At 63.1% G+C, this 24939-nt stretch carries 19 protein-coding genes and 2 pseudogenes; 14 read left to right on the forward strand and 7 right to left on the reverse strand.

The features are described from left to right. The 9 genes and pseudogenes from HX875_RS32670 to HX875_RS31045 all read left to right on the forward strand — a co-directional run. Positions 1-233: pseudogene (locus tag HX875_RS32670) on the forward strand (hypothetical protein); the annotation flags it as partial. Between the two features lie 200 nt (positions 234-433). After that, positions 434-2095, forward strand: coding sequence for an ABC transporter substrate-binding protein (locus tag HX875_RS31010; RefSeq protein ID WP_256348211.1), 1662 nt, complete (start codon positions 434-436; stop codon positions 2093-2095). Then, positions 2092-3072 (forward strand): ABC transporter permease, encoded by a 981-nt coding sequence (locus HX875_RS31015; protein WP_177048663.1) that lies wholly within the window; start codon positions 2092-2094, stop codon positions 3070-3072. The genes HX875_RS31010 and HX875_RS31015 overlap by 4 nt, the downstream gene beginning before the upstream one ends. Continuing rightward, positions 3069-3932, forward strand: a complete 864-nt coding sequence (locus tag HX875_RS31020; RefSeq protein WP_177048665.1) for an ABC transporter permease — start codon at positions 3069-3071, stop codon at positions 3930-3932. The genes HX875_RS31015 and HX875_RS31020 overlap by 4 nt, the downstream gene beginning before the upstream one ends. After that, positions 3929-5644, forward strand: coding sequence for a dipeptide ABC transporter ATP-binding protein (locus HX875_RS31025; RefSeq protein ID WP_177048668.1), 1716 nt, complete (start codon positions 3929-3931; stop codon positions 5642-5644). Before HX875_RS31020 ends, HX875_RS31025 begins: the two co-directional genes overlap by 4 nt. A 20-nt stretch (positions 5645-5664) precedes the next feature. Continuing rightward, positions 5665-6873, forward strand: a complete 1209-nt coding sequence (locus HX875_RS31030) for an acyl-CoA dehydrogenase family protein (RefSeq protein WP_177048670.1) — start codon at positions 5665-5667, stop codon at positions 6871-6873. Beyond that, on the forward strand, positions 6870-8309 hold the full coding sequence (locus HX875_RS31035) for an MFS transporter (RefSeq protein WP_177048672.1): 1440 nt from the start codon (positions 6870-6872) through the stop codon (positions 8307-8309). Before HX875_RS31030 ends, HX875_RS31035 begins: the two co-directional genes overlap by 4 nt. Next, positions 8309-8821, forward strand: a complete 513-nt coding sequence (locus HX875_RS31040; RefSeq protein ID WP_177048674.1) for a GNAT family N-acetyltransferase — start codon at positions 8309-8311, stop codon at positions 8819-8821. Before HX875_RS31035 ends, HX875_RS31040 begins: the two co-directional genes overlap by 1 nt. A gap of 398 nt (positions 8822-9219) precedes the next feature. Further along, a complete protein-coding gene (locus HX875_RS31045; protein ID WP_177048676.1) occupies positions 9220-11025 on the forward strand; it encodes an ABC transporter ATP-binding protein in 1806 nt (601 codons plus the stop codon). Between the two features lie 34 nt (positions 11026-11059). On the opposite strand, the gene HX875_RS31050 is transcribed toward HX875_RS31045, so the two are convergent. Continuing rightward, entirely contained in the window at positions 11060-12148 is a 1089-nt protein-coding gene (locus HX875_RS31050) for a sigma-54 interaction domain-containing protein (protein ID WP_177048678.1), read from the reverse strand. 8 nt (positions 12149-12156) lie between these two features. Continuing rightward, entirely contained in the window at positions 12157-13344 is a 1188-nt protein-coding gene (locus HX875_RS31055; protein ID WP_177048680.1) for an acyl-CoA dehydrogenase family protein, read from the reverse strand. A gap of 412 nt (positions 13345-13756) precedes the next feature. Between HX875_RS31055 and HX875_RS31060 the strand changes: the two genes are divergently transcribed. Further along, positions 13757-15862: a TonB-dependent receptor family protein gene (locus tag HX875_RS31060; protein ID WP_177048681.1), complete on the forward strand. Its 2106-nt coding sequence runs from the start codon at positions 13757-13759 to the stop codon at positions 15860-15862. Between the two features lie 170 nt (positions 15863-16032). On the opposite strand, the gene HX875_RS31065 is transcribed toward HX875_RS31060, so the two are convergent. Continuing rightward, positions 16033-16497, reverse strand: coding sequence for a hypothetical protein (locus HX875_RS31065; RefSeq protein ID WP_177048683.1), 465 nt, complete (start codon positions 16495-16497; stop codon positions 16033-16035). Positions 16498-16630: 133 nt separating this feature from the next. Between HX875_RS31065 and HX875_RS31070 the strand changes: the two genes are divergently transcribed. After that, positions 16631-17911, forward strand: coding sequence for an MFS transporter (locus tag HX875_RS31070; RefSeq protein ID WP_177048685.1), 1281 nt, complete (start codon positions 16631-16633; stop codon positions 17909-17911). Here HX875_RS31070 and HX875_RS31075 read toward each other — a convergent pair. From HX875_RS31075 to HX875_RS31085, 3 genes are read right to left on the reverse strand one after another with little or no spacing between them, the layout of a single operon-like run. After that, positions 17903-19444, reverse strand: a complete 1542-nt coding sequence (locus HX875_RS31075) for a cryptochrome/photolyase family protein (protein WP_177048687.1) — start codon at positions 19442-19444, stop codon at positions 17903-17905. The genes HX875_RS31070 and HX875_RS31075 overlap by 9 nt on opposite strands. Beyond that, positions 19441-19746 carry a DUF6482 family protein gene (locus HX875_RS31080; protein WP_177048689.1) on the reverse strand — a complete coding sequence of 102 codons (306 nt, stop codon included), beginning with the start codon at positions 19744-19746 and terminating at the stop codon, positions 19441-19443. Before HX875_RS31080 ends, HX875_RS31075 begins: the two co-directional genes overlap by 4 nt. Positions 19747-19763: 17 nt before the next feature. After that, positions 19764-20300: a DUF3833 domain-containing protein gene (locus HX875_RS31085; protein WP_177048691.1), complete on the reverse strand. Its 537-nt coding sequence runs from the start codon at positions 20298-20300 to the stop codon at positions 19764-19766. Positions 20301-20903: 603 nt separating this feature from the next. On the opposite strand from HX875_RS31085, the gene HX875_RS31090 reads away from it, so the two are divergent. Next, positions 20904-21239 (forward strand): DUF6124 family protein, encoded by a 336-nt coding sequence (locus tag HX875_RS31090; RefSeq protein WP_177048693.1) that lies wholly within the window; start codon positions 20904-20906, stop codon positions 21237-21239. Between the two features lie 140 nt (positions 21240-21379). Here HX875_RS31090 and HX875_RS31095 read toward each other — a convergent pair whose 3' ends face one another. After that, positions 21380-22867: an aldehyde dehydrogenase family protein gene (locus HX875_RS31095; protein WP_177048695.1), complete on the reverse strand. Its 1488-nt coding sequence runs from the start codon at positions 22865-22867 to the stop codon at positions 21380-21382. 228 nt (positions 22868-23095) lie between these two features. Between HX875_RS31095 and HX875_RS31100 the strand changes: the two genes are divergently transcribed. After that, positions 23096-24265, forward strand: a complete 1170-nt coding sequence (locus HX875_RS31100; RefSeq protein ID WP_177048697.1) for a p-hydroxyphenylacetate 3-hydroxylase oxygenase component — start codon at positions 23096-23098, stop codon at positions 24263-24265. Positions 24266-24324: 59 nt separating this feature from the next. Continuing rightward, positions 24325-24801 (forward strand): annotated as a pseudogene (locus HX875_RS31105) (flavin reductase family protein); the annotation flags it as partial. Between the last annotated feature and the right edge of the window lie 138 nt (positions 24802-24939).

A 24939-nucleotide genomic window follows, 5' to 3' on the forward strand; every position in this document is an offset into this window, starting at 1 on the left:
CTTTTGATCTTGATCTTAGGCGCCCCGTTAAACCACGCTGGCCGAACGCAGGTAGTACGGAGCGGGTAAACCGGCAGGACGCCGGTTTAGCCGCGACGGGGCAGGGACGCCCCGTCGCGGCGGCCCGCTTCGTGCTGCCTGCGTTCGGGCACACCGAGCCTAAGCGAGGTGCCGAGTGGTGGGGCAAGAGCGTTTTGCTTACTTTTGCGCTTTTCAAAAGTGAGCCGCTGTAAGAGCGGAACCAATATCAGCCGTTACCTAAATAACGGATATGTACTCCCACCAAGGCCGAGCTGTTGCCTGACCAACACTTCCCACACACATTGTCGTTTTCCGCAATCCCCCAGCCCCCCAATCCCCCCTGTTTACAGGCCAAAAAACCCGGCATGCCTTGTGCAATGACCCAATCCCCGGACTTCAGGCCTCACCAATCATGCAAGAACCCGCCCCTTACCCGCGACGATCCAGCCCGCTGTTCCTTATCGGCACCGCCACACTCTGCGGCCTGCTCCTGGGCTGCGGCCAAAGCGGCCCCACCGCCACACGCAGTGACCAACCGGTAAAGGGCGGCACCCTGGTCTACGCCACCGACCGCGAACCCACGTGCCTCGACCCCCACGTGGCCGGCGACATGCCCCAGGTCTTCGTCGCCCAGCAGTACCTGGACTCCCTGGTCTCAATGGACACCGACGGCCGCATCGGCCCCTGGCTCGCCAAAACCTGGGAAGTGTCCCCGGACGGCCTGACCTACACCTTCCACCTGCGCAACGACGTGCACTTCACCGACGGCACCCCGTTCAACGCCGCCGCCGTCAAGGCCAACCTCGACCACATGGCCAACCCCAAGACCCAGTCCAGCACCGCCGGCGGCTACATCCGCCAATACCGCAGCACCGACGTGCTCGACGAGTACACCGCAGTGGTGCACCTGGCCACGCCTTACGCAGCGTTCCTGGAAGTGTTGGCCCAAGGCTTCCTCGGCATCGAATCCCCCACGGCACTGCTGCGCTCCCGCGACGTGAACTGCGAAAGCCCGGTGGGCAGCGGCCCGTTCAAGGTCGTGCGCTGGGACCGCCAAAGCCAGGTCGAACTGGTACGCAACCCCGACTACAACTGGGCCCCGCCCACCGCCAAACACCAGGGCCCGGCGTGGCTGGACCGGATCGTCTGGAAGTTCATCCAGGAACCTTCCGTGCGCTTCGCTTCGTTGCAGGCCGGCGAGGTCGACGTGATCGAAGCGCTGCCGCCCGAATCCCACGAGGCCGCGCGGCGTAACCCGGACCTGACCCTGGTGATCGCCCAGCGCCCCGGCAACCCTACAAACGGCACACTGAATATCACCCGTGCGCCGTTCGATGACCTGCGGGTGCGCGAAGCCTTTGTGCGCAGTTCCGACATCGAGGGCGCGCTGAAGAGCGTGTACTTCAACGAATTCCCCCGCGCCGGCGGCCCGTTGAGCCCGGCCACGCGCTTCTACAGCCCGGAGTTCCAGCACGCCCAGGATTACGACCCGGCCCGGGCCGCGCAGTTGCTCGACCAGGCCGGCTGGACCCAACGCGACAGCGAGGGCTACCGCACCAAGGACGGCAAGCGCCTGCAAGTCCACGTGGTGATGGGCAACCGCACGCCACCCTCGGAATACACCCTGTGGGAGCAGGTACAAGCCACCACCCGGCAGGCCGGCTTCGATCTGATCGTCGACCAGATGAGTGACGTGCAGGCCACCCAGCGCCAGGCCGACTGGGACTACGACATTCGCCTCGGCTACTGGAACACCAACACCGCCGACGTGCTGCGGATCATTTTCGGCAGTGAATTCATCCGCCCGGCGGGCGTCGGTGGCTACCACCAGAACACCGCCGGTTTCAGTGACCCGGCCTTCGACACGTTGATCCAGCAGGCCCTCACCACCCAGGACAGCGAGCAGCGACGGGCCCTGTATTACCAGGCGCAGAAAATCGCTTCCAGCCAGTACCTGCAACTGACCACCTACCCGCAAAGCACGCGGCTGGGTATCTACAAGACCACCCAGGGCGTGCGGCTGGAGCCGTCGCTGGCGGTGACCTATCTCTATGACGCATGGGTGAACAAATGAGCAGTCCATCACTTGCCAACCCACGGCGCGAGCGCCTGGCCCGGCTCGGCAAACGTGCGCTGTGGCGCCTTGCCGGCGGAGTGCTGGTGCTCTGGGCGGTGGCCACGCTGACCTTCTTTGCCCTGCGCCTGATGCCCGGTGATCCGGTGTTGGCGATCCTCGGGGGGCCGAGCGGCAACCCCAGCCCGGAAACCATCGCCGAAGCCACTCGCGAATATGGCCTGGACAAGCCCCTCGCGGTGCAATATGCGCTTTACCTCGGACGGTTGGTGCAGGGTGATTTAGGGGTTTCCTATTCCCAGCACCTGCCGGTGACGCGCGTCCTCGCCGAACAATCCTGGCCGACCCTGGAACTGACCCTGACCTCTCTCGCCCTGGCCTGGGTTCTGGTGCTGGCGCTGACGGTACTGACGGCCGGGCGCCGCCGCTGGGTAGCCAGCCTGGCCTCGCTCGCCGAAACCCTGGCCGCCGCGCTGCCGCATTTCTGGCTGGGGATTCTGCTGCTGGCGGTGTTCGCCTTCGGCCTGCGGCTGTTCCCGCCGGCCGGCAGCGATGGCTGGCGCACCCTGGTGTTGCCGTCGTTCGCCCTGGCGATTCCGCTGGCGGGGTTTATCGCCCAGGTCACCCGTGAATCCCTGGATTTGACCCTCGACCAACCCTTTATCCTGACCGCCCGCACCCGTGGCCTGAGTGACTTCAACGTGCGCTTCAAACACGCGCTGCGCCACGCCGTGTTGCCGGGGATTTCGCTGTCGGGCTGGGCCATCGGCGCGCTGATCAGTGGCGCGGTGGTGATTGAAGTGATCTTTTCCCGCAAGGGCCTTGGCCGTCAGCTGTACCAGGCGGTGCAGGCACAGGACCTGCCGCTGACCATCGGCATCAGCCTGGTGGTCGCTGCCGGTTACGTGCTCGCCAACATTCTGGTCGACCTCGTGTACCTGTGGGTCGATCCTCGCCAACAGGAGATTGCGGCATGAGCGGCCTGACCCTCGAAACACCGCTGCCCGCGCTGCGGACTCAGCGCACCACCCGCACGCTGCGGCCCGGCCCGCTGTTGGCGATTACCTTTCTGCTGCTGGTGATTGCCGCGGCGCTGGTGCCGCAGTTGTTCGCCTACAGCGACCCGCTGGCCATCGTGCCCCGCGAGGCGTTTCATCCGCCGAGCTGGGCCCACTGGTTCGGCACCGATCAGTCGGGGCGGGATATCTTTTCCCGGGTGATCTACGGCACCCGCCAGTCGCTGTTCATCGGGCTTGCTGCCACCGCGATTGCCATGAGCATCGCCATCGTGCTCGGCCTGCTGGGCGGGCTGGGCGGCGCCCGGGTAGACCGTGGCGTGGGCTGGTTGCTGGAAGTGCTGTTTGCGTTCCCGAGCCTGATCCTGGCGCTGCTGTTCGTGGCGATCTTCGGCAGCGGCATCGGCCCGCTGATCGTCGCCACCGGGCTGGGCAGTGCACCGGGTTACGCCCGCATGGTCCGCGGCCAGGTGCTGGCGGTGCGCAACGCAGGCTACATCGAAGCCGCCCGAGCCCTCGGGCATCCGCCGCTGCGGATCATCCTGCGCCAGTTGCTGCCCAACGCCATGCGCCCGTTGATCGTGACCCTGACCATGGGCGTGGGCCAGGCGATTGTCTGGGCCTCGGCCCTGAGCTTTCTCGGCCTGGGCGCCCGCCCGCCGGCGCCGGAGTGGGGGACCATGTTGTCCATGGGCCGCGACTTTATCGCCAACGCCTGGTGGCTGACGTTCTTCCCCGGCCTGTTCATCGTACTCACCACCCTGTCGACCACGGTCACGGGCCGTTACCTGCAACAACGCCTGGAGGGCCGTCTTTCATGAGCGACCAGAAACGCTTGATCGTTGAAGGGCTGTCCATTGAGTTTGCCGGGCAGTCGGTGGTGCGTAACCTGTCTTTCACCCTGGAGCCGGGCAAGACCCTGGCGCTGGTGGGTGAGTCCGGTTCGGGCAAGAGCGTCACCGCCCGCAGCCTGATCGGCCTGGCCGGCGCGGGCGCCAAGGTCACGGCGCGTACCTTGAGCTACGCCGGGGTGGATTTGCTCAGCCTGTCGGAGCGCGGCTGGCGCCGTTTGCGTGGCAACGGCATCGGCTTTGTGCTGCAGGACGCGCTGGTGTCCCTCGACCCGTTGCGGCCGGTGGGCAAGGAAATTCTCGAAGTGCTGGAGACCCACCGCTGGGGCGACCGCCGCAGCCGTGGCGAACGGGTGATCGAACTGCTGGACCTGGTGGGCGTGCCCGAGCCGCAACTGCGCGCCCGCCAGCGCCCCGATCAACTCTCCGGCGGCCTGCGCCAGCGTGCGCTGATCGCCAGTGCCCTGGCGCTGAACCCGGGCCTGGTAATTGCCGATGAACCGACCACCGCGCTGGATGCCACAGTACAGGCGCAGATCCTGCAGGTGTTGCAGCAGATCAAGGCACGTGGTGATTCGCTGCTGATCATCAGCCATGACCTGGCAGTGGTCGCCCAACTGGCGGATGAGGTACTCGTTTTGCGCCACGGTGAAGTGGTGGAGCAGGGCCCGATGGATCAGGTGCTGCTCAACCCGCGCCACGCCTACACGCGCTCGCTGCTGGATGCAGTGCCCGCCGAACATGCCCGTGGCACGCGCCTGTCGCCGGAGCGCAGCAACGCTGCGGCGCAACCACGGCCGGGGGCGGATTCGCCGGTGTTGCTCAAGGCCTCCGGCCTGGGCAAACGTTATGTCGGCCCCGATCAACAGTCACGCCAGGTGGTGGACGGCGTGAGCTTCGAGCTGCGCGCCGGCCGCACCCTGGGCATCGTCGGTGAATCCGGCTCGGGCAAAACCACCGTGGCGCGCATCGCCCTCGGCCTGCTGCAACCGGATGCCGGCGAGGTGCGTTTTCTTGACCAGCCGTGGGCAGCGGCAGGGCCGGAGCGAGTCGAGGAGAAAACCCGACGTTTGCATCGCCGCGACATCAGCGTGATCTATCAGGACCCGCTGAGCTCGTTCGACCCGCGCTGGACGGTCGGGCAGATCCTCAGTGACGCGCTGGACGTCGCAGGCATCGACGCCGAGCAACAGGCCGCCCGGGTGGCGCAGTTGCTCGACCAGGTTCGCCTTGCACCTCAGTTGGCCGAGCGTCGTCCGCTGCAACTGTCGGGCGGCCAGCGCCAGCGCGTGGCGATAGCCCGGGCAATCGCCAGCAACCCCAAGGTAATTATCTGTGACGAACCGGTGTCGGCGCTGGACGTGTCGGTGCAGGCCCAGGTGCTGGACCTGCTGGCCGACCTGCAAGCCTCGCTGGGCCTGGCCTACCTGTTTATCTCCCACGACCTCGGCGTGATCCGCCACGTCAGCGACGAAGTGCTGGTGATGCGTCACGGCCAGGTGGTGGAAAGCGCGAGTGTCGAAACCTTGTTTGAGTCACCCCAACACGAATACACCCAGCGCCTGTTGGGCGCAGTCCCGCGCCTGCCCGGCAGCGGTACGAAGCTGGTAGTGCCGGCCCTGGAGCCGGAACACCCCGGCTGGCTGTTTGATGAATCGCGCCTGTGGAAAATCGCCATCTAGAACTGAATCAAGGAAGTGCCATGAGCAAGTTGTCTGCTGTACCCAAGCCGCCGGTTGTGACGGTGGCTGAACTGAACGCCCGCGCCGACCGCATCCTGCCGCAGATCGCCGCCGGCGCTGCACAACGCGAACGCGACCGCCAGCTGCCGTATGAGGCCGTGGCGCAGATCGCCCAGGCCGGGCTGTTTACCGTGCGGATTCCCAAGCGTTTTGGCGGCGCCGGTGGTTCGGTGAAGGACGTGATTGCCTTGCTGATTCGCATCGCCTCGGCCGACTCCAACGTGGCCCAGGCATTGCGCCCCGGTTTCGGGTTTGTCGAAGGCCTGCTGGCGTCCCGCGCCGAAGGGGCGGAGGAGGAGCGCGAGCGTTGGTTCGCACGCTATCTGCAAGGCGCCGTGGTCGGCAATGCCGGTTGGGAAGTCGGCGGCGCCAACGGTTCCATCAGCGCGCGTATCGTGCGTGACGGCGAGCACTTTCGCGCTTCCGGCAGCAAGTACTACAGCACCGGTTCGTTGTATGCCGACTGGGTCAGCGCCGTGGCGCTGGACGAGAATGACCAGCCTGTCTCTTTCATCCTGCCCCGGGACCGCCAGGGCCTTGAGCTGCTGGATGATTTCGACGCCATGGGCCAGCGCCTGACCGCCAGTGGCACCACCCATCTGCATGACGTGCAGGTGTTGGCCAGCGAGATCCGCACCCGCACGGTCGAGGAAGGCAAGCGCACGATTGTCACACCATTCCTGCAAGTGTTCCTCGCGGCCGTGCAGGCGGGTATCGCACGCAATGCGTTGAATGACGCGGTGACCTTCGCCAAGGAACATGCGCGGCCCATCAAGCACAGCAGCGCCACGCGCTCGGTGGATGACCCGTATGTAGAGCTGAGTGTGGGCGACGTGTCGGCCCGGGCCTTTACCGCCGAAGCGGTGGTGTTGCACGCGGCCGACTCCATCGACCGCGCCTGGGCTGCGGACCTGGATGCGGTGGCCGTCGACCAGGCCGCAGTGGATGTGGCGCAAGCGCAATACATCGCGGCCGAATCGGCACTCAAGGCCGCCGAGCTGGTGTTCGACGTGGGTGGTGCATCCACCACGGGCCGTGCCCATAACCTCGACCGGCACTGGCGCAACGCGCGCACCGTGGCCAACCACAATCCCCGGCACTGGAAAGCCGCGGCCGTGGGCGCCTGGCAGCTCAAGGGCACGCCGCCACCGACCTCGGGGCTGTTTTGAACAAAGCCCTCGACCTTTCACACCCTTTGGGCGAGGTGGGCACCGGGCACGCGCGACGGGTACCGATGATCATCGGCTGTGCGCTGTTCATGGAACTGATCGACGCCACGGCGGTGCTCACGGCGCTGCCGCAGATGGCCCAGGATTTCGGCGAACCCAGCGTGCGCATGAACCTGGTGGTGTCGCTGTACCTGCTGGCGGTGGCGCTGTTTGTGCCGGTCAGCGGCTGGGCGGCCGACCGCTTCGGGCCGCGCCGGGTATTTATCAGCGCGATTGTGCTGTTCACCCTGGCGTCGGTGGCGTGTGCCTGCTCGGGCTCGCTGCTGCAATTGTCCCTGGCGCGTCTGGCCCAGGGGGCTTCGGGGGCGATGATGGTACCGGTGGGGCAGGTGATCCTGCTGCGCTGGTCGGCACGGGAAAACCTGCTGCGCGCCATGTCGTACCTCACGGTGGCGGCGCTGGTGGGGCCGTTGCTCGGCCCGCCCTTGGGCGGGCTGTTGGTGACGGTGTTGTCGTGGCACTGGATCTTCCTGATCAACCTGCCGATTGGCGTGCTCGGGGTGATCCTGGTGCTGCGCTACATCCCGGATTATTCCGGGGCGCCCGGCCAGCCATTGGACGTTCCCGGCCTGTTGCTCAGCGGTGTGGCGCTGGGCGGTCTGGTGTTCGGTTTCGAGGTGCTGGGCCACGGCCTGTTACCGCGGCAGTGGGCATTGCTGCTGATTGGAGGCGGGCTGTTCAGTGCCTGGCTGTATGTCCGGCATGCGCGGCGCACGGCGCACCCGTTGATCGATTTTTCACTGCTGAAAATCCCGACGTTTGCGGTGAGTTTCTGGGGCGGCAACCTGATGCGCATCGGCAGTGCGTCACAGCCGTTTTTGCTGGTGCTGCTGTTCCAGCTGTGCTTCGGGCTTAACCCGTTGCAGGCCGGTCTGTTGAGCGTTGCGGGTGGCGTCGGGGCGTTGCTGATGAAGATGCTGGCGGTACGCATCGTCAGCCGCTTCGGTTTCCGGCGTACCTTGATCAGTAACGCCGTGCTCACAGGTGCAACCATCCTGGCGTGCAGCCTGTTCGAGGTATCAACGCCTTACTGGATTGTAATACTGCTGTTATTTGGCAGCGGGATCATTCGCTCGCTGCAATTCAGCACCCTGGGGGCGCTGACCTATGCCGACGTGCCGCCGGAGCAATCCAGCCGCGCCAGCAGCCTGTCGGCGATGACCATTCAACTGACCTTGAGTCTGTCGGTGGGCATCGCGGCGGCGTTGCTCGGCTTGATCATGGCCGTGCGTGGGCATGCCACGGTGGAGCAGGGCGATATCGCCTGGATCATGGCGGGTGCCGGATTGCTGTGTGCATTATCGGGGTTGGTTTATCGCAGGCTGTCGCCGCAGGCGGGCTCGGCGATTTATGCAAAACGCGCAGAGGGAATTTGATGATTCGTGCAGCACGTATCGAGGATGCAGGTGCCATTGCCTGGGTGCATATTCGCAGTTGGCAGGAGGCTTATCGTGAGCTGATGCCGGCGGATTACCTGGCTTCGCTGGAAGCGACACAGCCCAGGCGCGAAGCCTTATGGCGGCAGTCGATCGAGCAGGCAAACGAGGCTGTATTTGTCGCGGAGGTCGAGGGGCGTGTGGTGGGCTGGATTGCGGTGAGCCCGAGCCGTGATGAGGATGCGGATTTTGGCAAAACCGGTGAAGTGCAGGCGGTGTATGTGCTGGCCGAGCATTGGGGCACCGGAGTGGGGCGGGCGCTGTGGCTCAGGGGCCTGGAGCATCTTGCGAGCCAGGGCCTGGAGACGGCGACGTTGTGGGTGCTGGCTGAAAACCGGCGGGCAGTGCGTTTTTACCAAAACGCCGGATGGACAGCGCAGGCCGAATCAAGCCGGACCCTCACCCGGGGCGGTCGTGAGCTGGAGGAAATTCGCTACCAATCGCAAACGTAACACTGAACCTGTGGTGAGGGAGGTTGCTGTGGTGAGTACGCTTGCTGTGGAGAGGGAGCTGCTGTGGAGAGGGAGGTTGCTGTGGCGAGGGAGCTTGCTGTGGCGAGGGGCTTGCTGTGGCGAGGGAGCTTGCTCCCGCTGGAGTGCGAAGCGCTCCCAGGATTTTGGGGCCGCTGCGCAGCCCAGCGGGAGCAAGCTCCCTCGCCACAGCAAGCTCCCTGCCACAGCAAGCTCCTCTCCACAGCAAGCTCCCTGCCACAGCAGCTCCCTGCCACAGCAAGCCCCCTGCCACAGGTGATTCGGTTGTCTGTTCCATTTGCTGACCATCAAGCACCAACGGTGCCATTTTTGCCTGAAAGCTGCGCGGCCACAGGCGTCATTCAGGAATGCCATAGGCCATGAGCTCGTCTTTTTCATCGTTTCGCACCTGGGATGTCCAGCACTTGCCGTCGACCCCGGCGGCCTTTGTGCGGCATTTCATCGGTCATTTCAAAGGGTGGTACCTGGCGATTCTGCTGCTGCAGATTGCCGCCGTGGTGTGTTCGATCCTGATTCCCTGGGGCCTCGGGCAGATCACCCGCACCGTCAGCAACGGGCTGGACGCGGAGCGGGCGTTTGAGGTGCTGCGCTGGCCGTTGACGCTGTTTGCGGTGCTGCTGGTGTGCGAGGTGTTATTCACCCGTGCGGCGGCGGGCTGCCACATCCATGTGTTGCCGTTGCAGCGGCGCACAGTCACCCACGTGGTCTTCGCCTATCTGCAACAGCACTCCCACCGTTTTATCAGCAACGAGTTCGCCGGCGCCCTGGCGCACCGGGTGTCCGAGGTGACGCTTGGAGTAAACCAGACCCTGAGCATCCTGCTGTTCGACCTGATCCCGCTGCTGGTAACGCTGAGCCTGGCCACAGCGCTGCTGTGGACGGCTTCGCCGCTGTTGGCGCTGTTCATGGCCGGCTGGTCGCTGGCGTTTATCGCCATCTGTTACCTGCTGGCGCGGCGCAGTCATCCCCTCGCTCAACAGTATTCGGCCGCCCGCAGCACCAGCACCGGCAAGGTGGTGGATGCAGTGTCCAACCTGGCCAATATCCGCCTGTTTGCCCGGCATGCGTTCGAGCACAGTTACCTGGGCACCTTCCTCGACAAGGAGGTGACCGCCGCCTACCGCTCACTCGGCTACATGGAGCGCATCCGCTGGTTCCAGACCAGTTGTGGCGTGGTGCTCAAGCTGGGGCTGTTGCTGCTCGCCCTGTACCTGTGGCGCAGTCACCGCATCGATATCGCCGCGTTTGTGATGTCCACCAGCCTGTCGCTGTTGATCATCAGTGACGTGGGCAACCTGTCGCGGCGCTTTCTTGAATTCTTCGAAGCCACCGGCAATATCGCCAACGGCGTGCGCACCCTGATTCGCCCCCACGAAGTCATCGACCAACCCGGTGCCAAGGCGTTGCAGGTCAAGCACGGGGATATCGAGTTTCGCGACGTGGGCTTCAGCTATGGCACCGGCCGGCCGATTTTCGAGCAGTTGAATATCGTGATCCCCGCCGGCCAGAAAGTCGGCCTGGTAGGCGCTTCGGGCTCCGGCAAGTCGACGCTGCTGAGCCTGCTGCTGCGCCTCTACGACGTGCAGCAAGGCCAGGTGCTGGTGGATGGCAAGGACGTGCGCGATGTGACCCAGCATTCGCTGCACCAGCAGATCGGCCTGATTCCCCAGGAGCCCGGCCTGTTCCACCGCAGCATTCGCGAAAATATTCATTACGGCCGCCTGGATGCCTCGATGGACGAAGTCGCCGAGGCGATTCACCGCGCCGGCGCCAGTGAATTTATCGACAGCATGGAACACGGCTACGAGTCGTTGGTGGGCGAGCGTGGGGTCAAGTTGTCCGGAGGCCAGCGCCAGCGCATTGCGATCGCCCGGGTGTTGCTGAAGAACGCGCCGATCCTGGTGATGGATGAAGCCACCTCGAGCCTGGACTCCATCACCGAGCGCTTTATCCAGGACAAACTCGACGAAATCATGGAAGACAAGACCGTGCTGGTGGTCGCCCACCGGCTGTCCACCGTGGCCCATCTGGACCGGATCCTGGTGTTCGACAATGGTCGGGTGGTCGAGGACGGCAGCCACGAAGAACTGCTGCGCCAGGGCGGGCAATACGCGCGGTTGTGGAGTCGCCAGTTCAGCGATGCCCTGGACGAAGCGGTGCTGTGATCAGGCGGCGTACCGAGTACGCCGCCTGTGGGGTTCAGATCGACAGGTGCAGCACCCGGTCATCCTTGGCGTTGGCCAGGGGCCGGCGCTTGTTGACCTTCAGCTCACCCAGATTGATCAGTAAGGTGCGGGTCACGTTGCGGCTCAACCCCAGCAACTCGGCGGTGTGCACCTGGTTGTGGTGGCACAGCCGGTAGGCGGCGGTCAGCAGGCTGCGCTCGACCTGTTCGTGGAGGTTGTCGATCTGCTCCTCGAACAGCCGCTGGAAGGCCTGCTCGAGCAGGTCATGGGCGGTGGTGCTGTCTTCCTGGCGTTCGATACGCAGGTTGGACATGCGCAGGTCATCGGCCTGGATCACGCCGTCGCGGCAGATCAGCAAGGTGTGGTGGATGACGTTTTCCAGTTCGCGGATGTTCCCCGGCCAGCTGTAGGTGGCCAGCCGCTGCTCGGCGTCCTTGCTCAGGATGACCTCGCCATACCCCAGGCGGCGGGTGTAGGTGTCGATGAAGTACTGCACCAGCGGCAGGATATCGCCGGGGCGGTCCCGCAGCGGGCTGAGTTCCAGGTTGACCACGTTCAGGCGGTAGAACAGGTCCTCGCGAAAATGCCCGGCGTTGATGGCTTTTTCCAGCTGCACGTTGGTGGCGGCCAACACCCGCACATTGATCGGAATGCTCTTGCGCGACCCCAGGCGCACCACTTCACGTTCCTGCAATACCCGCAGCAGCTTGACCTGGATCGACATCGGCAGGTCGCCGATTTCATCGAGGAACAGCGTGCCGCCGTTGGCCTCTTCAAACCAGCCGGCCTTGGCGCCGAGGGCGCCGGTGAACGCGCCTTTCTCGTGGCCGAACAGTTCGGCTTCCACCAGGGATTCGGAGAACGCGCCGCAATTCACCGCTACGAACGGCTGTTCCTTGCGGCCGCTGAGGTTGTGGATATGCCGCGCCACCAGCTCTTTGCCGGTGCCGGTTTCGCCGATGATCAGCACGCTGGCTTCGCTCGGCGCGACTTGTTGCACATGCTTGAGCAGGGCCTTGGACCTGGGGTCTTCAAACACCTGTGCGGTGGCGCGGATGGAGGTGGCAAGGGCGGGCGAGGGCGGTAAGGTCAGCAGTTGCATGGTAATCCCTATGAATAAAAAGTCGGGATGGGCGGGGTACCGTTCAGTGCCCATTCGCCCAGTTCATGAAGCTTGTAGTCCAGCGGGTCATGCAGGCTCTGGGTGCGCAGGTTGCGCCAGTGCCTGTCGAGGGCCACCGAGGCGTTGGTCGCCCGTGCGCCGGTAACCTCGAAGACCTTGCTACACAACTCCAGGCCGTTGCGGCTGGCAGCGACTTTGGCCGTGGCGATGGCAATGGCCGCTTCCCCGCGTTCCTCGCTGGTCAGTGCCGGCCCCTTGGCCCATGCCGCGTCCAGCACCTGGCCGGCGCGCTCCACCAACAGGCGGGTGCTTTGCAGCGCCACCCAGAAATCGCCGTAATGGCTGAGGATGTAAGGGTCCTGGGTGCTGTGGCTGGCACTGGAGCGGAACCACGGGCGGGCTTCTTCCAGGGTGTACTGGCGCGCCTCTTCGAACGCGCCTTCGGCGATGCCGAGGAAGATATTCGCGAAGTGCAGTTGCGCAATCAGCGGGCGCAGGCAGGCAAATGGCGTGCTCAGCGGGCCCGGGTCCAGCAGCAGGTCGGACTCTTCCACACGTACGCGCTTGAAGGTCACGCTGCCGCTGTCGGTCTGGCGCTGGCCCATATTGTTCCAGTCGTTGTGCAGGATGATCCCGCTGCGGGCACTGGGAATCGCCGCGATCAGCAACTTGCCGCCGGCGCTTTCGTCGATGGCCGAGGCGATCAGCATTTCCGAGTCGTTGGCCCCGGAGCAGAAGTTCTTCTGCCCCGAGAATTCCCGCCAGCCGGTGTGGCGCTTGACCACCGTGCGGGTGTCCAGCGGGTTCAGGGTGTTGCCCCAGAACCAGTTGTTGCTGGCCGTCAGGCTGAACCAGGTTTGCCACTGTACGGGCGTGGCGAACAACCGGACGGTGGCGAGCATCAGGTGATGAAAACCGAATACGTGGGCGATGGAGCTGTCGACCCGGGCGAATTCGCGCACCACTTCGAAGGTTTCCGACCAGTTGGCGTCCAGCCCGCCGAATTGCCCGGGAATGCTCAGGGACAACAGGCCGCTGCCGCGCAGCTTGTCGCGCTCGGCTTTGGGCGTGCCGCCGCTGGCGTCGCGGTCGACGGCGGTGCGGGCGAATTCGCTCGCCAGGTCACGGGCAATCTCCAGCGGCGTCCTGCGGGTGCAGAGTAAGTTGGCCGTCACGTGAATACCCCATTTAATTAATTTCCCTGAATGTTGGATGGAGCAAGACTCATACCAAGTAATAGTGGGCCGATAACTTGCGCTTTCTTATGGGTGTGCAAGAACGAAGAGTGTCGGATATGCAACTTTTGTTGGTCCGCTGTTGGGATTTGCACAGTTGGGTCCGAGGCTTGTGGGGCGGGGCTTTGGTTATGCTTTTATCGATTAAACATATAATTAAATGTGTTTTTTAAGCGTTGTTGTGAATCGAACATTTCACCAGCAAAGTGTTGCGCCAATGGCGGTTAAATTACGCGCTGGGCCAGCGTTTATTGATGTTTTGACGTGGCACGAACCCTGCAAAGTTGAAAACAGAGCGCGACTATACGAATAGATGCTCCAACTAATTAGAGACCCCAGGAGTATTGAGTCCATGCGGCAACTGTTTGAACCACGCGCTCGTCGTTTTGAGTCACTGGCCACCGCGTCCAGCCTTGGCGTGCTGTTGATGCTGATACACGGTGCGGCTGTTGCCGCCCAGACAGACCCGACCCTGGCCACGGTGGTGGTCACCGGCGCCGAAGCCACTGAAGCGCAAAAAGCCGAGAAGCAACTGGCCAAGGTGCCCGGCAAAACCGCGGTGATCGACAACCGCAAGATCGAGCAGGGCCGGGCGGCGAATGCCGAAGACGTACTGGCGTTGCAGCCGGGAGTCTTCGCCCAGGCCACCAGCGGCTCGGGCGCCAACAAGATTTCGATCCGTGGTTCGGGCCTCAATACCTTCTACCAAGGCTATGTGCTGGGGATCAAATTCCTCTACGACGGCCTGCCGCTGACCGGCCCAGGCGGCACCCAGGAAGACATGCTGGACATGGCCTCCGTGGACCACACCGAGGTGCTCTATGGCGCCAACGCCTTCCGTTATTCGGCGTTGTCACTGGGTGGCGCGATCAACTTCGTGAGCAAGACCGGCCGCACCGATCCGGGCAACTACGCACGCTTCGAAGCCGGCAGTTTCGGCTACCGCAAGCAGCAACTGAGCACCGGTGGCGTGGACGGCGACAACGACTACTACGTCAGCATCCAGCACAACGAGCGTGACGGTTACCAGGACAACACGCCGAACAAAGGGCAGGGGATCGTCGCCAACTTCGGCCACGTGTTCAGCCCGCAACTGGAGACGCGCTTCTACATTCGCTACAAGGAAGAAACCCTCAGCCAGGGCAACACCCTGACCAAATACCAGCTCAAGCACGACCCCACGAGCAACCTCGTGCCCATCGGGCGCAAGAAGGACGGCTCGACCCTGCTGGGCAGCACCACCACCTACACCTTTGACGACAATGCCAAGCTCGAAGTCGGCCTGGGCTACAACGACTACCCGCTGGACAACGGCTGGCGTTATTCGCCAACGCCCCAGGAATGGCGCTCCCAGGACGTCAACCTGACCCTGCGCTACCTGCGCACCGCCGACACCTTCTTCGGCCTGCGCAGCGACAGCAGCGTGACCTTCAGCAACACCCTGGCGTACCTGGCCGATGTGAAATCCCACAGCAAGGCCACCGGCATCACCCAGCAGAAAACCAACTACACCGGCTCCCGGGACACCGTGTTTTCCCTCGGCAACGAACTGCAACTTAATGACCGTACGTGGCTGTCCACCGGGCTGTCGCTGATTGATATCAAGCGCAAGGCACAGATCGAATACAGCACCAGCACCAATACCAGCGCGTTCCCCAGTGGCGTGGAATACGACGAGACCGACGTCGCGCCGCGCATCGGCCTGCGTTATCAGCTGACCCCGGAATTCGAAGTGTTCGGCAACGTCAGCCGCTCGGTGGACCCACCGGTGACCTGGCAGTTGGGCAGCACCGGCACGCCGTATATCCGCGATGTGCGGCCACAAAAAGCCAACACCGTGGAGTTCGGGATTCGCGGCAGCCACGGTATTTTCGACGGGAGCCTGACGGTCTACCGTTCGTGGGTGCAGAAAGAATTGCTGTCGGTGGTGGTGCGCCAGGCAACCGCTACCCAGGACCAACTGGTGGCCACCTCCAACGGCAGCGCGACCATTCACCAGGGCATCGAAGCCGGCTTGAATGCGCAGCTGTGGGACGGCGGCAATGGCGACACCGTGACCCTGCGCCAGGCCTACACCTTCAACGACTTCCACTACCGCAATGACTCGGTGTTCGGTGACAACCAACTGCCGGGCCTGCCACGGCAGGTCTACCAGGCTGAATTGGAATATCGCCAGGGCAGCGGTTTCTATGCGCAGCTCAACGCCCGGGCGGCGTCCAGCTATTACGTCGATTTTGCCAACTCACTGAGTGCGCCGTCTTACACGTTGTGGGGCGCGAAGGTGGGCTATGAGGCACCGAGCAAGAAGTGGGAAGTGTTCGTCGATGCGCGCAACCTGACCAACAAGCGCTATGCCACGGCCACCAACACCGCGTATGACGCCAAGGGCCAGGATTCGGCCAACTTCTATGTGGGGGATGCGTTCAACGTGACCACGGGGGTCGCGTTTCACTTCTGACCGCAGGCCGGCGCTCTAACGAACAAAGGAAATCCTGTGGGAGCTGTCGAGCTTTAGCGAGGCTGCGATGGCGTCAGCACAGTCAACATGGATGTTGCCTGGCCCACCGCTATCGCAGCCTCGCTAAAGCTCGACAGCTCCCACATTTGATTTTTGTTGCGTCCAGAAACCTAGTTCTGCGGCCGTTGCTTGGTTGAGTCCAGCTCGGCCTTTTTACCGGTGCTGATCTCGGTGATCTGCGCCGACTTGGCAATCGCAAAATCGAAGGTGTCCTGCATCTTGGCGATCGCATCGGTGGCCGTGCCGTTCAGGCCACCGTTGGCCGCCCAGTCGAAGTTCCATACGCCGGAGAGGTTATCGGCACCCGCCACGTCATGGGTTTCGATGGCGGTGAACACGTCGGGGTGGCGCTCCATATACTGGGCCGCAGCGCTCACATCGGCGGGCACCTTGCCCGAGGCATTGCTGGCCAGTTGCGAAAGCTCTTGCTTGGTAATCGCCGACTTGCCCGTCTGGCGCATGTAATCAGCGATCACCTTGCTCGACTTGGAAATATTCAACTTGTCGTCGAATACCGACGTCGAGGCTTTTTGAGTAGTCGGTCCGCCACCGGCGGGTGTTACGGTAGTAGACATCGGCGCTGCTCCCTCAATGGAATGGATGACATCGACGCCGACGTTAGCATGGGCAATTGGCCATTTATCGCCGGCTTCACAACAATTCGCAGCGGCCGGAAAATTTCACAGGGTTTCGCACAGGGAAGCGATGGTGTTCAGGACGAAGCAGGGGGCACACCGGTTTGCCGGGTTTTTCATCAGCCGCAATTTTTCACTGTTATGGCTGGGCCAGGCGCTCTCGTCCTTCGGCGAGTTTGTGTTGGAGAGCACGGTCATCGTCTGGCTGGTGACCGACCTGTTCCGTGACAGCGCCTTTGTGCCGAGCGCCGTTGGCCTGGCGGTGGCGGCATCGGCGCTTCCGCGGGTGCTGGTGGCACCCTTGGCGGGCGCCTGGGTCGACCGCCTGCCTGCGCTCTACGTGATGATCACGGCTGATGCGATCCGGGTGATCAACTTCCTGATCTTTGTCCTGATCTATTCGCTGTCCGGACCGGACCCGATGCAGGTATTCGCCGGTGTACTGCTGTTGCTGGTGCTGAACAGCAGCGCCGCGCAGTTCTTCAACCCATCCCGTCAGGCGATCATGCAAGTGATCATTCCCGTTGAGCGCCGGGTGGAAGCGTCGGCCAAGACGATGTTTTCCCTGACCGGCATTTCGGTGCTTTCAGCCTCCGTGGGCCCGGCCCTGTTTGTGTGGGTGGGGCCGATCTGGGCGTTGCTGATCAATGTGCTGGCGTTCAGCTGTTCGGCGCTGTGTATCGTGGCCACCCGGGGCTTGCGCGCCGCATTACCGGTCGAGCGCGCCTCATTCTGGCGTGGACTGTTGGACGGCCTGCGGTTTTGCTGGGGGCACCCGTCGATTCGGACGCTGCTGACCGGTGTGGCGTTGTACGGGGTTTCCCTCGGCATCAATAACGTCGTCCTGTCGTTGTATGCCTTCAAAACGTTGGGCCTGAGCCCGCGTGAATATGGCCTGGTGCTCGCCGCGTTCCCCGTCGGCGGGCTGGTGGCGGCCTTGCTGGTGCGGCCGTTGTTGAGGGCCTTGAGCATTCGCCGGGCGTTTACCGTGGCGCTGCTGTGCCTGGGGTTGAGCTACCTGGGCTACGCGTTGCATCCGCCGTTTTACCTGGCCTGGGCGCTGATGTTCTGCTGCGGGCTGTGCTTTTCGGTGTTTGCCATGGTGCAGGGGCCGATGCTGCAAGAGGCCGTGCCGGCGGGGTATATGGGCCGGGTGTCGGCGACGGTGACGCCGGTGCTGGCCATTGCTTCGTTGACCGGCACCCTGGCGTGTTCCCAGACGCTCAACCTCGTGCAAGGCGCGGATGTGTACGGCGACTACATTGTTATCGCGGCGGGCTTGCTGCTCACAGGCGGTGGGTTGATGCTGCTCGGTGAGCGGGCCGGGAAACAGCGGGTCACCCTGTCAGAGTGATTCACCCGCATCCAGCTTGGCCAGCAACCTCTGGCCCCGGTTCCAGAGCGCGTCCTGTTTGGATTCAGGCATGCGATCGAGATTTTTATACAGCATGGCCATGCGTTGATTGCCCCGCAGCAGGTCGCCGTGGCGCATCAGGAAGTGCCAGTAAAGCGAATTGAACGGGCAGGCATTCTCAGCGGTGCTTTCAGTGACTTTGTAGGCACAGTCGCGGCAGTAGTCCGACATGCGCTTTATATATTGGCCGCTGGCGCAATACGGTTTGGAACCGAGGTAGCCGCCATCGGCATGCATCACCATGCCCAGTGTGTTGGGCAGTTCGACCCAGTCGAAAGCGTCCATGTAGATCGCCAGGTACCACTCGCATATCTGGCTGGGCACGATGCCGGCCAGCAGGGCGAAATTGCCGGTGACCATCAGCCGCTGGATGTGATGGGCGTAGGCGTGTTTCAGGCTTTGGCCGATCGCCTGGCGCATGCAGTTCATTTGCGTCTCGCCCGTCCAGTAGAACTCCGGCAGCGGGCGGCTGTTGCCGAAGGCATTGCCGGCGGCGTAGTCCGGCATCTTCAGCCAGTAGACGCCGCGCACGTATTCACGCCAGCCAATCAGTTGGCGGATAAAACCTTCGGCGGCATTCAGCCCGATGCTGCCCGACCAATAGGCCGCTTCCACATCGCTGCACAGCTGGCGCAGGTCCAGCAGGCCGATGTTCAGCGCCGCGCTGATACGGGCGTGAAACAGAAACGGCTCGCCGCTGGCCATGGCGTCCTGGTAGTCGCCGAACCCCGCCAGGCCGTAATCCAGGAAGTAATCCCAGAGTGCCTGGGCATCGGCGTGGGTCACCGGGTAATCGAAAGTGTCGAGAGCGCCGTAGTGGCTGCTGAAGTGTTCAGCCACCAGCGCCAATACGCCCTGGGTGATCGAGTCCGAGCTGAAGCGCGCCGGGTAGGGCGCCTTGGTGCCCTTGGGCAGGGCCTTGCGGTTGTCTGCATCAAAGTTCCAGGCGCCGCCGACGGGCGTCCCGTCACCGTTGAGCAACAGCCGGCTCTTGCGGCGCATCTCCCGGTAGAAGTACTCCATGCGCAGCTGTTTTTTGCCGCTTGCCCAGGCAGCGAACTCGTCGCGGCTGCACAGGAACCGGCTGTCGGCGTGCCACTGGAGCGCTAAGCCGCAGTCTTTCAGGGATTGCTCCAGGCGCCAGTCGCCGCATTCGGTCAGGTGCACTTCACGCGCTTGCATCAGCGATTGCCAGCGCCTTAACTCGCCCGGTACCGAGCCGGTGTTTTGCGGGTCATCCAGGGTGACGTACTGCACCCGAATGCCGCGCTGCTGCAACGCCTGGGCAAAGTGGCGCATGGCGCTGAAGACCAGGACGATTTTCTGCGGGTGGTGGGGTACATGGCTGGCTTCCTCCATCACCTCGACCATCAAGACCGCGTCGCGCTGGCTATCCAGCCCCTTCAACGAGGCGAGGTCAAACGACAACTGGTCGCCCAGCACCAGGCACAGATTTCGAACTGGAGGGATCACCAGGGCACTTCCAGGGAAAACGGTGTGCGCAGTGGCTCGATAGGCCCTTCACGCCGGCCGCACATTTCATCATGGACGCACTGATGCACCAGGGTGCAGGGGAATGCCGGGACTGACTGCAACACGTCACGCAGGTGATTGACGGAGCGAAAGTGCATGGGCTTTGCGGCGGCGTCCAGCAGCGTGAACTGGCCGTGGTCCAGCCGGACGCGCGCCAGATAGAAACCGCCTTCCAGGGAGAGCAGTTCCATTTCGCGGACGTCGCCTTGGGTGGCCAGTTGGGTCAGGGTTTGCAGGTTCATGGTTCGCTCCTTGCCGGTCAGGGTTGCGAAGACTGGCGACGGAAGAACAGCGTCACCTGGCCCACTTCGATGCCCAGCTTGGACATGCTGGAGCGATTGATCAGGGTGTCTTCGTCCATCAGGTACATCCAGTCGTCGAGGCTTACTTCGTACACGGAGCCGTCCACCGGCAGGTTAAGGATGTAGCGCCAGCGCAATGCGTTGCCGGCCACTTCGCCCTTGGCCTCACCGACGACATCATCCGCCCGCCCGCGCCAATGGCCCGGGCCATCGGGGGTGAGGGTCCAGACACGCCGCTGGCGAGTGCCGTCGCTGTAAACAAAGCGCTCGTCGAGAATCAGGTTTTCACCTTCGCGGTGGCTGGCGATATTCACCTCGAAACGCTTGGCCACTTCGCCCGAGCGTTTCTCGAATATGCCCCAGGCTTTAACTGGCTTGCTGAAGAAACGCACCAGGTCCAGCTGCGGTTGCTGGTCGGCATAGTGTTTGACGTCAACGCTGCCGCAACTGCACAGGCCGAGGATCAAGGCCAGTGAAACCAATAGACGGGTCATTGCATGTCTCCCCGAGCGGGCGTGATACAGCGGAAGCTTCGATACCTGATACTTGTACAAAATTATAAACTTGTACAGGTATTTAAAAGGCACCTGGCTGTATCCGCTACTGACCTGCATATTGATGGGCCGCTCACTGAGCCGTTTGATCGTTCCCACGCTCTGCGTGTGAATGCCGCCTCGGACGCTCCGCGTCCCTCTGCCGACGCGACATTGAAGCCTTGCGCGAGGGTGACGCGGAGCGTCACGGTATGCATTCCCACGCGGAGCCTGGGAACGATCAACAATGGGCATACGCCGGCAGCGGTATCGCCCGTTCCTACGCAGACCGTTCCCACACAGATTTCAGGTTGCTTCCAGTCCTTCTCGCCGCTAACCTTCGCGGGTCGCTGCCAATTCAGCGAACGGGTGTGGTAGCCCGGCTATTTCATAGATCCCAAAACGCTCAAGGGCGTTTTTTTGTGCGGGCTGCTTTGTGGCGGCTGTGCATGGGAGGCTTCGGCCTGCCGGGTTTCTATGACCGGTCTACCACCCCGTGTACAGTCGCCTCCTTAATCGTGTGGTAGCGAGCGTGGAGGTGCTTACTCATAGAGGAGCTTCACCATGAAAAAGGTCTCGCCCAACCCGCCGCATTACTTGAACGACCAGAAATTCCACGATGCTGCCCAGCGCGCATTCAAGCACTACGACCTCAACTCAGAACCTGCCGCTTCGCCTCCGTCCTCCGACAAACTATTCTCCGTACGTGCCGGCCTCAGCACCGAAGTCGCCTTGTGTAATGCCAGCGAGATTCTTGAATCGGCGGCTGTCAGCGCCTATGACTGTGCCGAGCATCTTGATGGGGCCAGCCGCAAGCAAGTGTTGGCAGTGGTGCAATTGGTGGAGATGGCGCAGTTGTTGGTGGATGAGGCGCTGAACCGGGAGTGTCCGGTGGCCTGATCACATCCGAAATCCAACTGGCAACATAAATCCAGTGTGGGAGCGGTTGGTCAGGAGAGCGGGTTTGTCAGCAGGCTCGCGATCACTCCCACGCCGATCGTTCCCACTCTCTGCGTGGGAACGATCGGTCGCCCGGTTTATCAGTAGCGAATCATCACCGACTTGAGCTCGGTGTAGTCCTCGATAAAGGCCCCGCCAAACTCACGGCCCACTCCCGAAGACTTGTTGCCGCCAAACGGCACCGCCGGGTCGAGCATCGTGTGCATGTTCACCCACACCGTGCCCGCGTTGATCGCCGGTACCATGCGCAGGGCCTTGCTCAAGTCGTTGGTCCAGAGGCTGGCGCTCAGGCCGTAAGGCGTGTTGTTCATCAGTTCCAGCAGTTCTTCCTCGGTGTCGTAGGGGAAGAACGTGGCGATCGGGCCGAAGGTTTCTTCGTTGAGCAGGGTGTCGTTGATGGTGTTGGCGAGAATCACGGTGGGCTCCACATAGCAGCCCGGGCGGTCGATCAGCTTGCCGCCGTGGACAATCGTGTTGTTCTCGGCGCGGGCCTTGGCAAAAAACCATTCGAGTTTCTGTTGGTGCTGGCGGTTGGTCACCGGGCCGAATTCAGTGCGCTCATCCAGGGGCGAGCCGATGTGCAGCTGGCTCAGGCGTTGCGCCAGCTTGTCCATGATCGGCTCGATCTGTGAGCGGTGGGCGAAGAAGCGTTCGGCCGCCGCGCAGATTTGGCCGGAGTGCAGGAAGCCGGCTTCGATGATGCCGTTGACCGCCTTGTCGAGGTCCATATCCCGCAGGAACCCGGCGGAATTCTTGCCCCCCAGTTCCAGGGTCGCCCGGGTCAACCCGGCGCCCATGGCGCTGCGGCCCACGGCGATGCCGGTGGGCACCGAGCCGGTAAACGAGACCTTGTCGGTGCCCGCGTGCTCCACCAGGCCCTGGCCCACGTGCCCGCCACCGGTCAACACGTTCAGCACGCCCGCCGGCAGGCCGGCGTCGATGGCCAGTTCGGCGATGCGCAGGATGGTCAGCGGGGTGAACTCGCTGGGCTTGATGATGATGCTGCAACCGGTCACCAGCGCCGAGGCGAGTTTCCAGATGGCGATCATGGTCGAGAAATTCCACGGCACTATGCCCACCACCACGCCCACCGGTTCGCGCAGGGTGAACGCGGTGTAGCGTTCGCCGGCAAAGGAGGGCAGCGACGGGGTGATGGTCTGGCCGCTGATCTTGGTGGCCCAGCCGGCGTAGTAGCGCAGGAAGTGCGCGGCCTGGTCCACTTCAAAGGCCCGGGAAATCTGGATGATCTTGCCCGACTGGCAGGTTTCGATCTGGGCCAGTTCTTCGCGGTGTTGCTCCAGCAGGTCGGCGAGTTTCAGCAGCACGTTGCCGCGTGTCGCCGGTGCGGCTTGGGACCATTGGCGGAAGCCGCGCCGGGCGGATTCCACCGCCGCGTCGATATCGGCAAGGTCGGCGTCAGCCACCTGGGCGATCACTTCGCCGGTGGCCGGGTTGACCACGTCCAGGGTCTGGCTGGAATGGCTTGGCACGTAGCCGCCGTCGATAAACAAGGCATGGTTTCGACGGAGGAAGGCGTGGACTTCAGGCAGCAGCGCAATATCGCTCATGGGATGTTCCTGCTCGCAAAAGCCCGAGGTTAACCAGCCTGGGCGAGCCGGGCTTGTCTGTGCCTGCCGGGCGATATGTCTGTGGCTGCCAGGCCTGTGGAAAGTGCAATCTTGGCTGTGGAAGGTGCATTTTCCGCGGGTGTTGCCCGCTCCATACTGGCCCCACATCCAGCGCCGTTCGTTGAGTTTGAACGCCAGCCGGACATCCAATAATAAGCAGGGCCGTCCATGAAAAAGCCAAACCCGCTCCTCGAAGACCTCAAGGCGATTCTGCCGACCATCGCTGCCAACGCCTTCCAGGCCGAGCAGGACCGCAAAGTCCCCGACGAGAACATTGCGCTGCTCAAGAGCATCGGCATGCACCGTGCCTTTCAACCCAAACCCTTTGGCGGCATGGAAATCTCCCTGCCGCAATTTGCCGACTGCATTGCCTTGCTGGCCGGCGCCTGTGCCAGCACCGCCTGGGCCATGAGCCTGTTGTGCACCCACAGCCATCAGCTGGCGCTGTTTCCCGCCAAGCTGCAGCAGGAAGTCTGGGGCGATAACCCGAATGCCACCGCCAGCAGCAGCATCGCGCCGTTTGGCCGTACCGAAGAGGTTGAAGGCGGTGTGCTGTTCAGCGGTGAAATGGGCTGGAGCAGCGGTTGCGATCACGCCGAGTGGGCGATTGTCGGCTTCCGTCGCAAAAACGCCGAGGGCACCCAGGACTATTGCTTCGCGGTCCTGCCCCGCAGCGACTATCAGATTCGCGATGACTGGTTCGCTGCCGGCATGAAAGGCAGCGGCACCAAGACCCTGATCATCGACAACGTGCTGGTGCCCGAACACCGCATCCAGAAAGCCCGGGACATGATGGAAGGCAAGTCCGCCGGCTTTGGTTTGTACCCCGACAGCAAGATTTTCTACTCGCCGTACCGGCCGTATTTCGCCAGTGGTTTCTCCACCGTCAGCCTGGGCGTGGCCGAGCGCATGCTTGAGGTGTTCCGCGAAAAAACCAAGACCCGCGTGCGTGCCTACACCGGTGCGGCGGTGGGCGCCGCGACCCCGGCGTTGATGCGCCTGGCCGAGTCGACGCACCAGGTGGCCGCTGCCCGGGCGTTCCTGGAAAAGACCTGGCAGGAACACGCTGAGCACAGCGAACAGCACCGTTACCCGAGCCGCGAGACCCTGGCGTTCTGGCGCACCAACCAGGCGTACGCCACCAAGATGTGCATCCAGGCGGTGGACCGCTTGTTCGAGGCCGCCGGTGGCAATGCGTGGTTCGAGCACAACGAGATGCAGCGCCTGTTCCGCGATTCCCATATGACCGGCGCCCACGCCTACACCGACTACGACGTGTGCGCGCAGATTCTGGGGCGCGAGCTGATGGGGCTTGAGCCTGATCCGAGCATGATTTGACGCCGACCCGGCCATCACAACAATCAGGACTGCGCGTTGATGCAGTCCGGGAGTCTTGCATGTCTGATAACAGTTTCGACCCACGTGCCTTTCGCCGGGCCCTGGGCAACTTTGCCACCGGCGTCACCGTGGTCACCGCCGCTGATGCCAGCGGGCGCAAGGTCGGCGTTACCGCCAACAGCTTCAACTCGGTGTCCCTGGACCCGCCGCTGGTGTTGTGGAGCATCGACAAACGCTCCAACAGCCACGAGGTGTTCGAGCAGGCCAGCCATTTTGCGGTCAACGTGCTGGCGGCCGACCAGATCCACCTGTCGAACAACTTTGCCCGGCCCAGGGATGATCGTTTTGCCGAAATCGAATTCGAACCGGGGGAGGGCGGCTCGCCGGTCTTCGCCGATTGCTCGGCGCGGTTTCACTGCGAGAAGTACCAGCAAGTGGATGGTGGTGATCACTGGATCATGATCGGCAAGGTGGTGGCGTTTGATGATTTTGGTCGTGCGCCGTTGCTCTATCACCAGGGGGCGTATGCGCGGATCGAAGAGCGGCAACCGTAGGGCGAACGCCTCTCTAGAGGACTGACGCCGCTTGAATGTGGGAGCTGGCTTGCCTGCGATGCAGACACCTCGGTACATCAGAGACACCGCGGTGATGCCATCGCAGGCAAGCCAGCTCCT

Origin of the sequence: Pseudomonas yamanorum (genome assembly GCF_013386765.1) — a bacterium.
GTDB lineage: Bacteria > Pseudomonadota > Gammaproteobacteria > Pseudomonadales > Pseudomonadaceae > Aquipseudomonas > Aquipseudomonas yamanorum_A.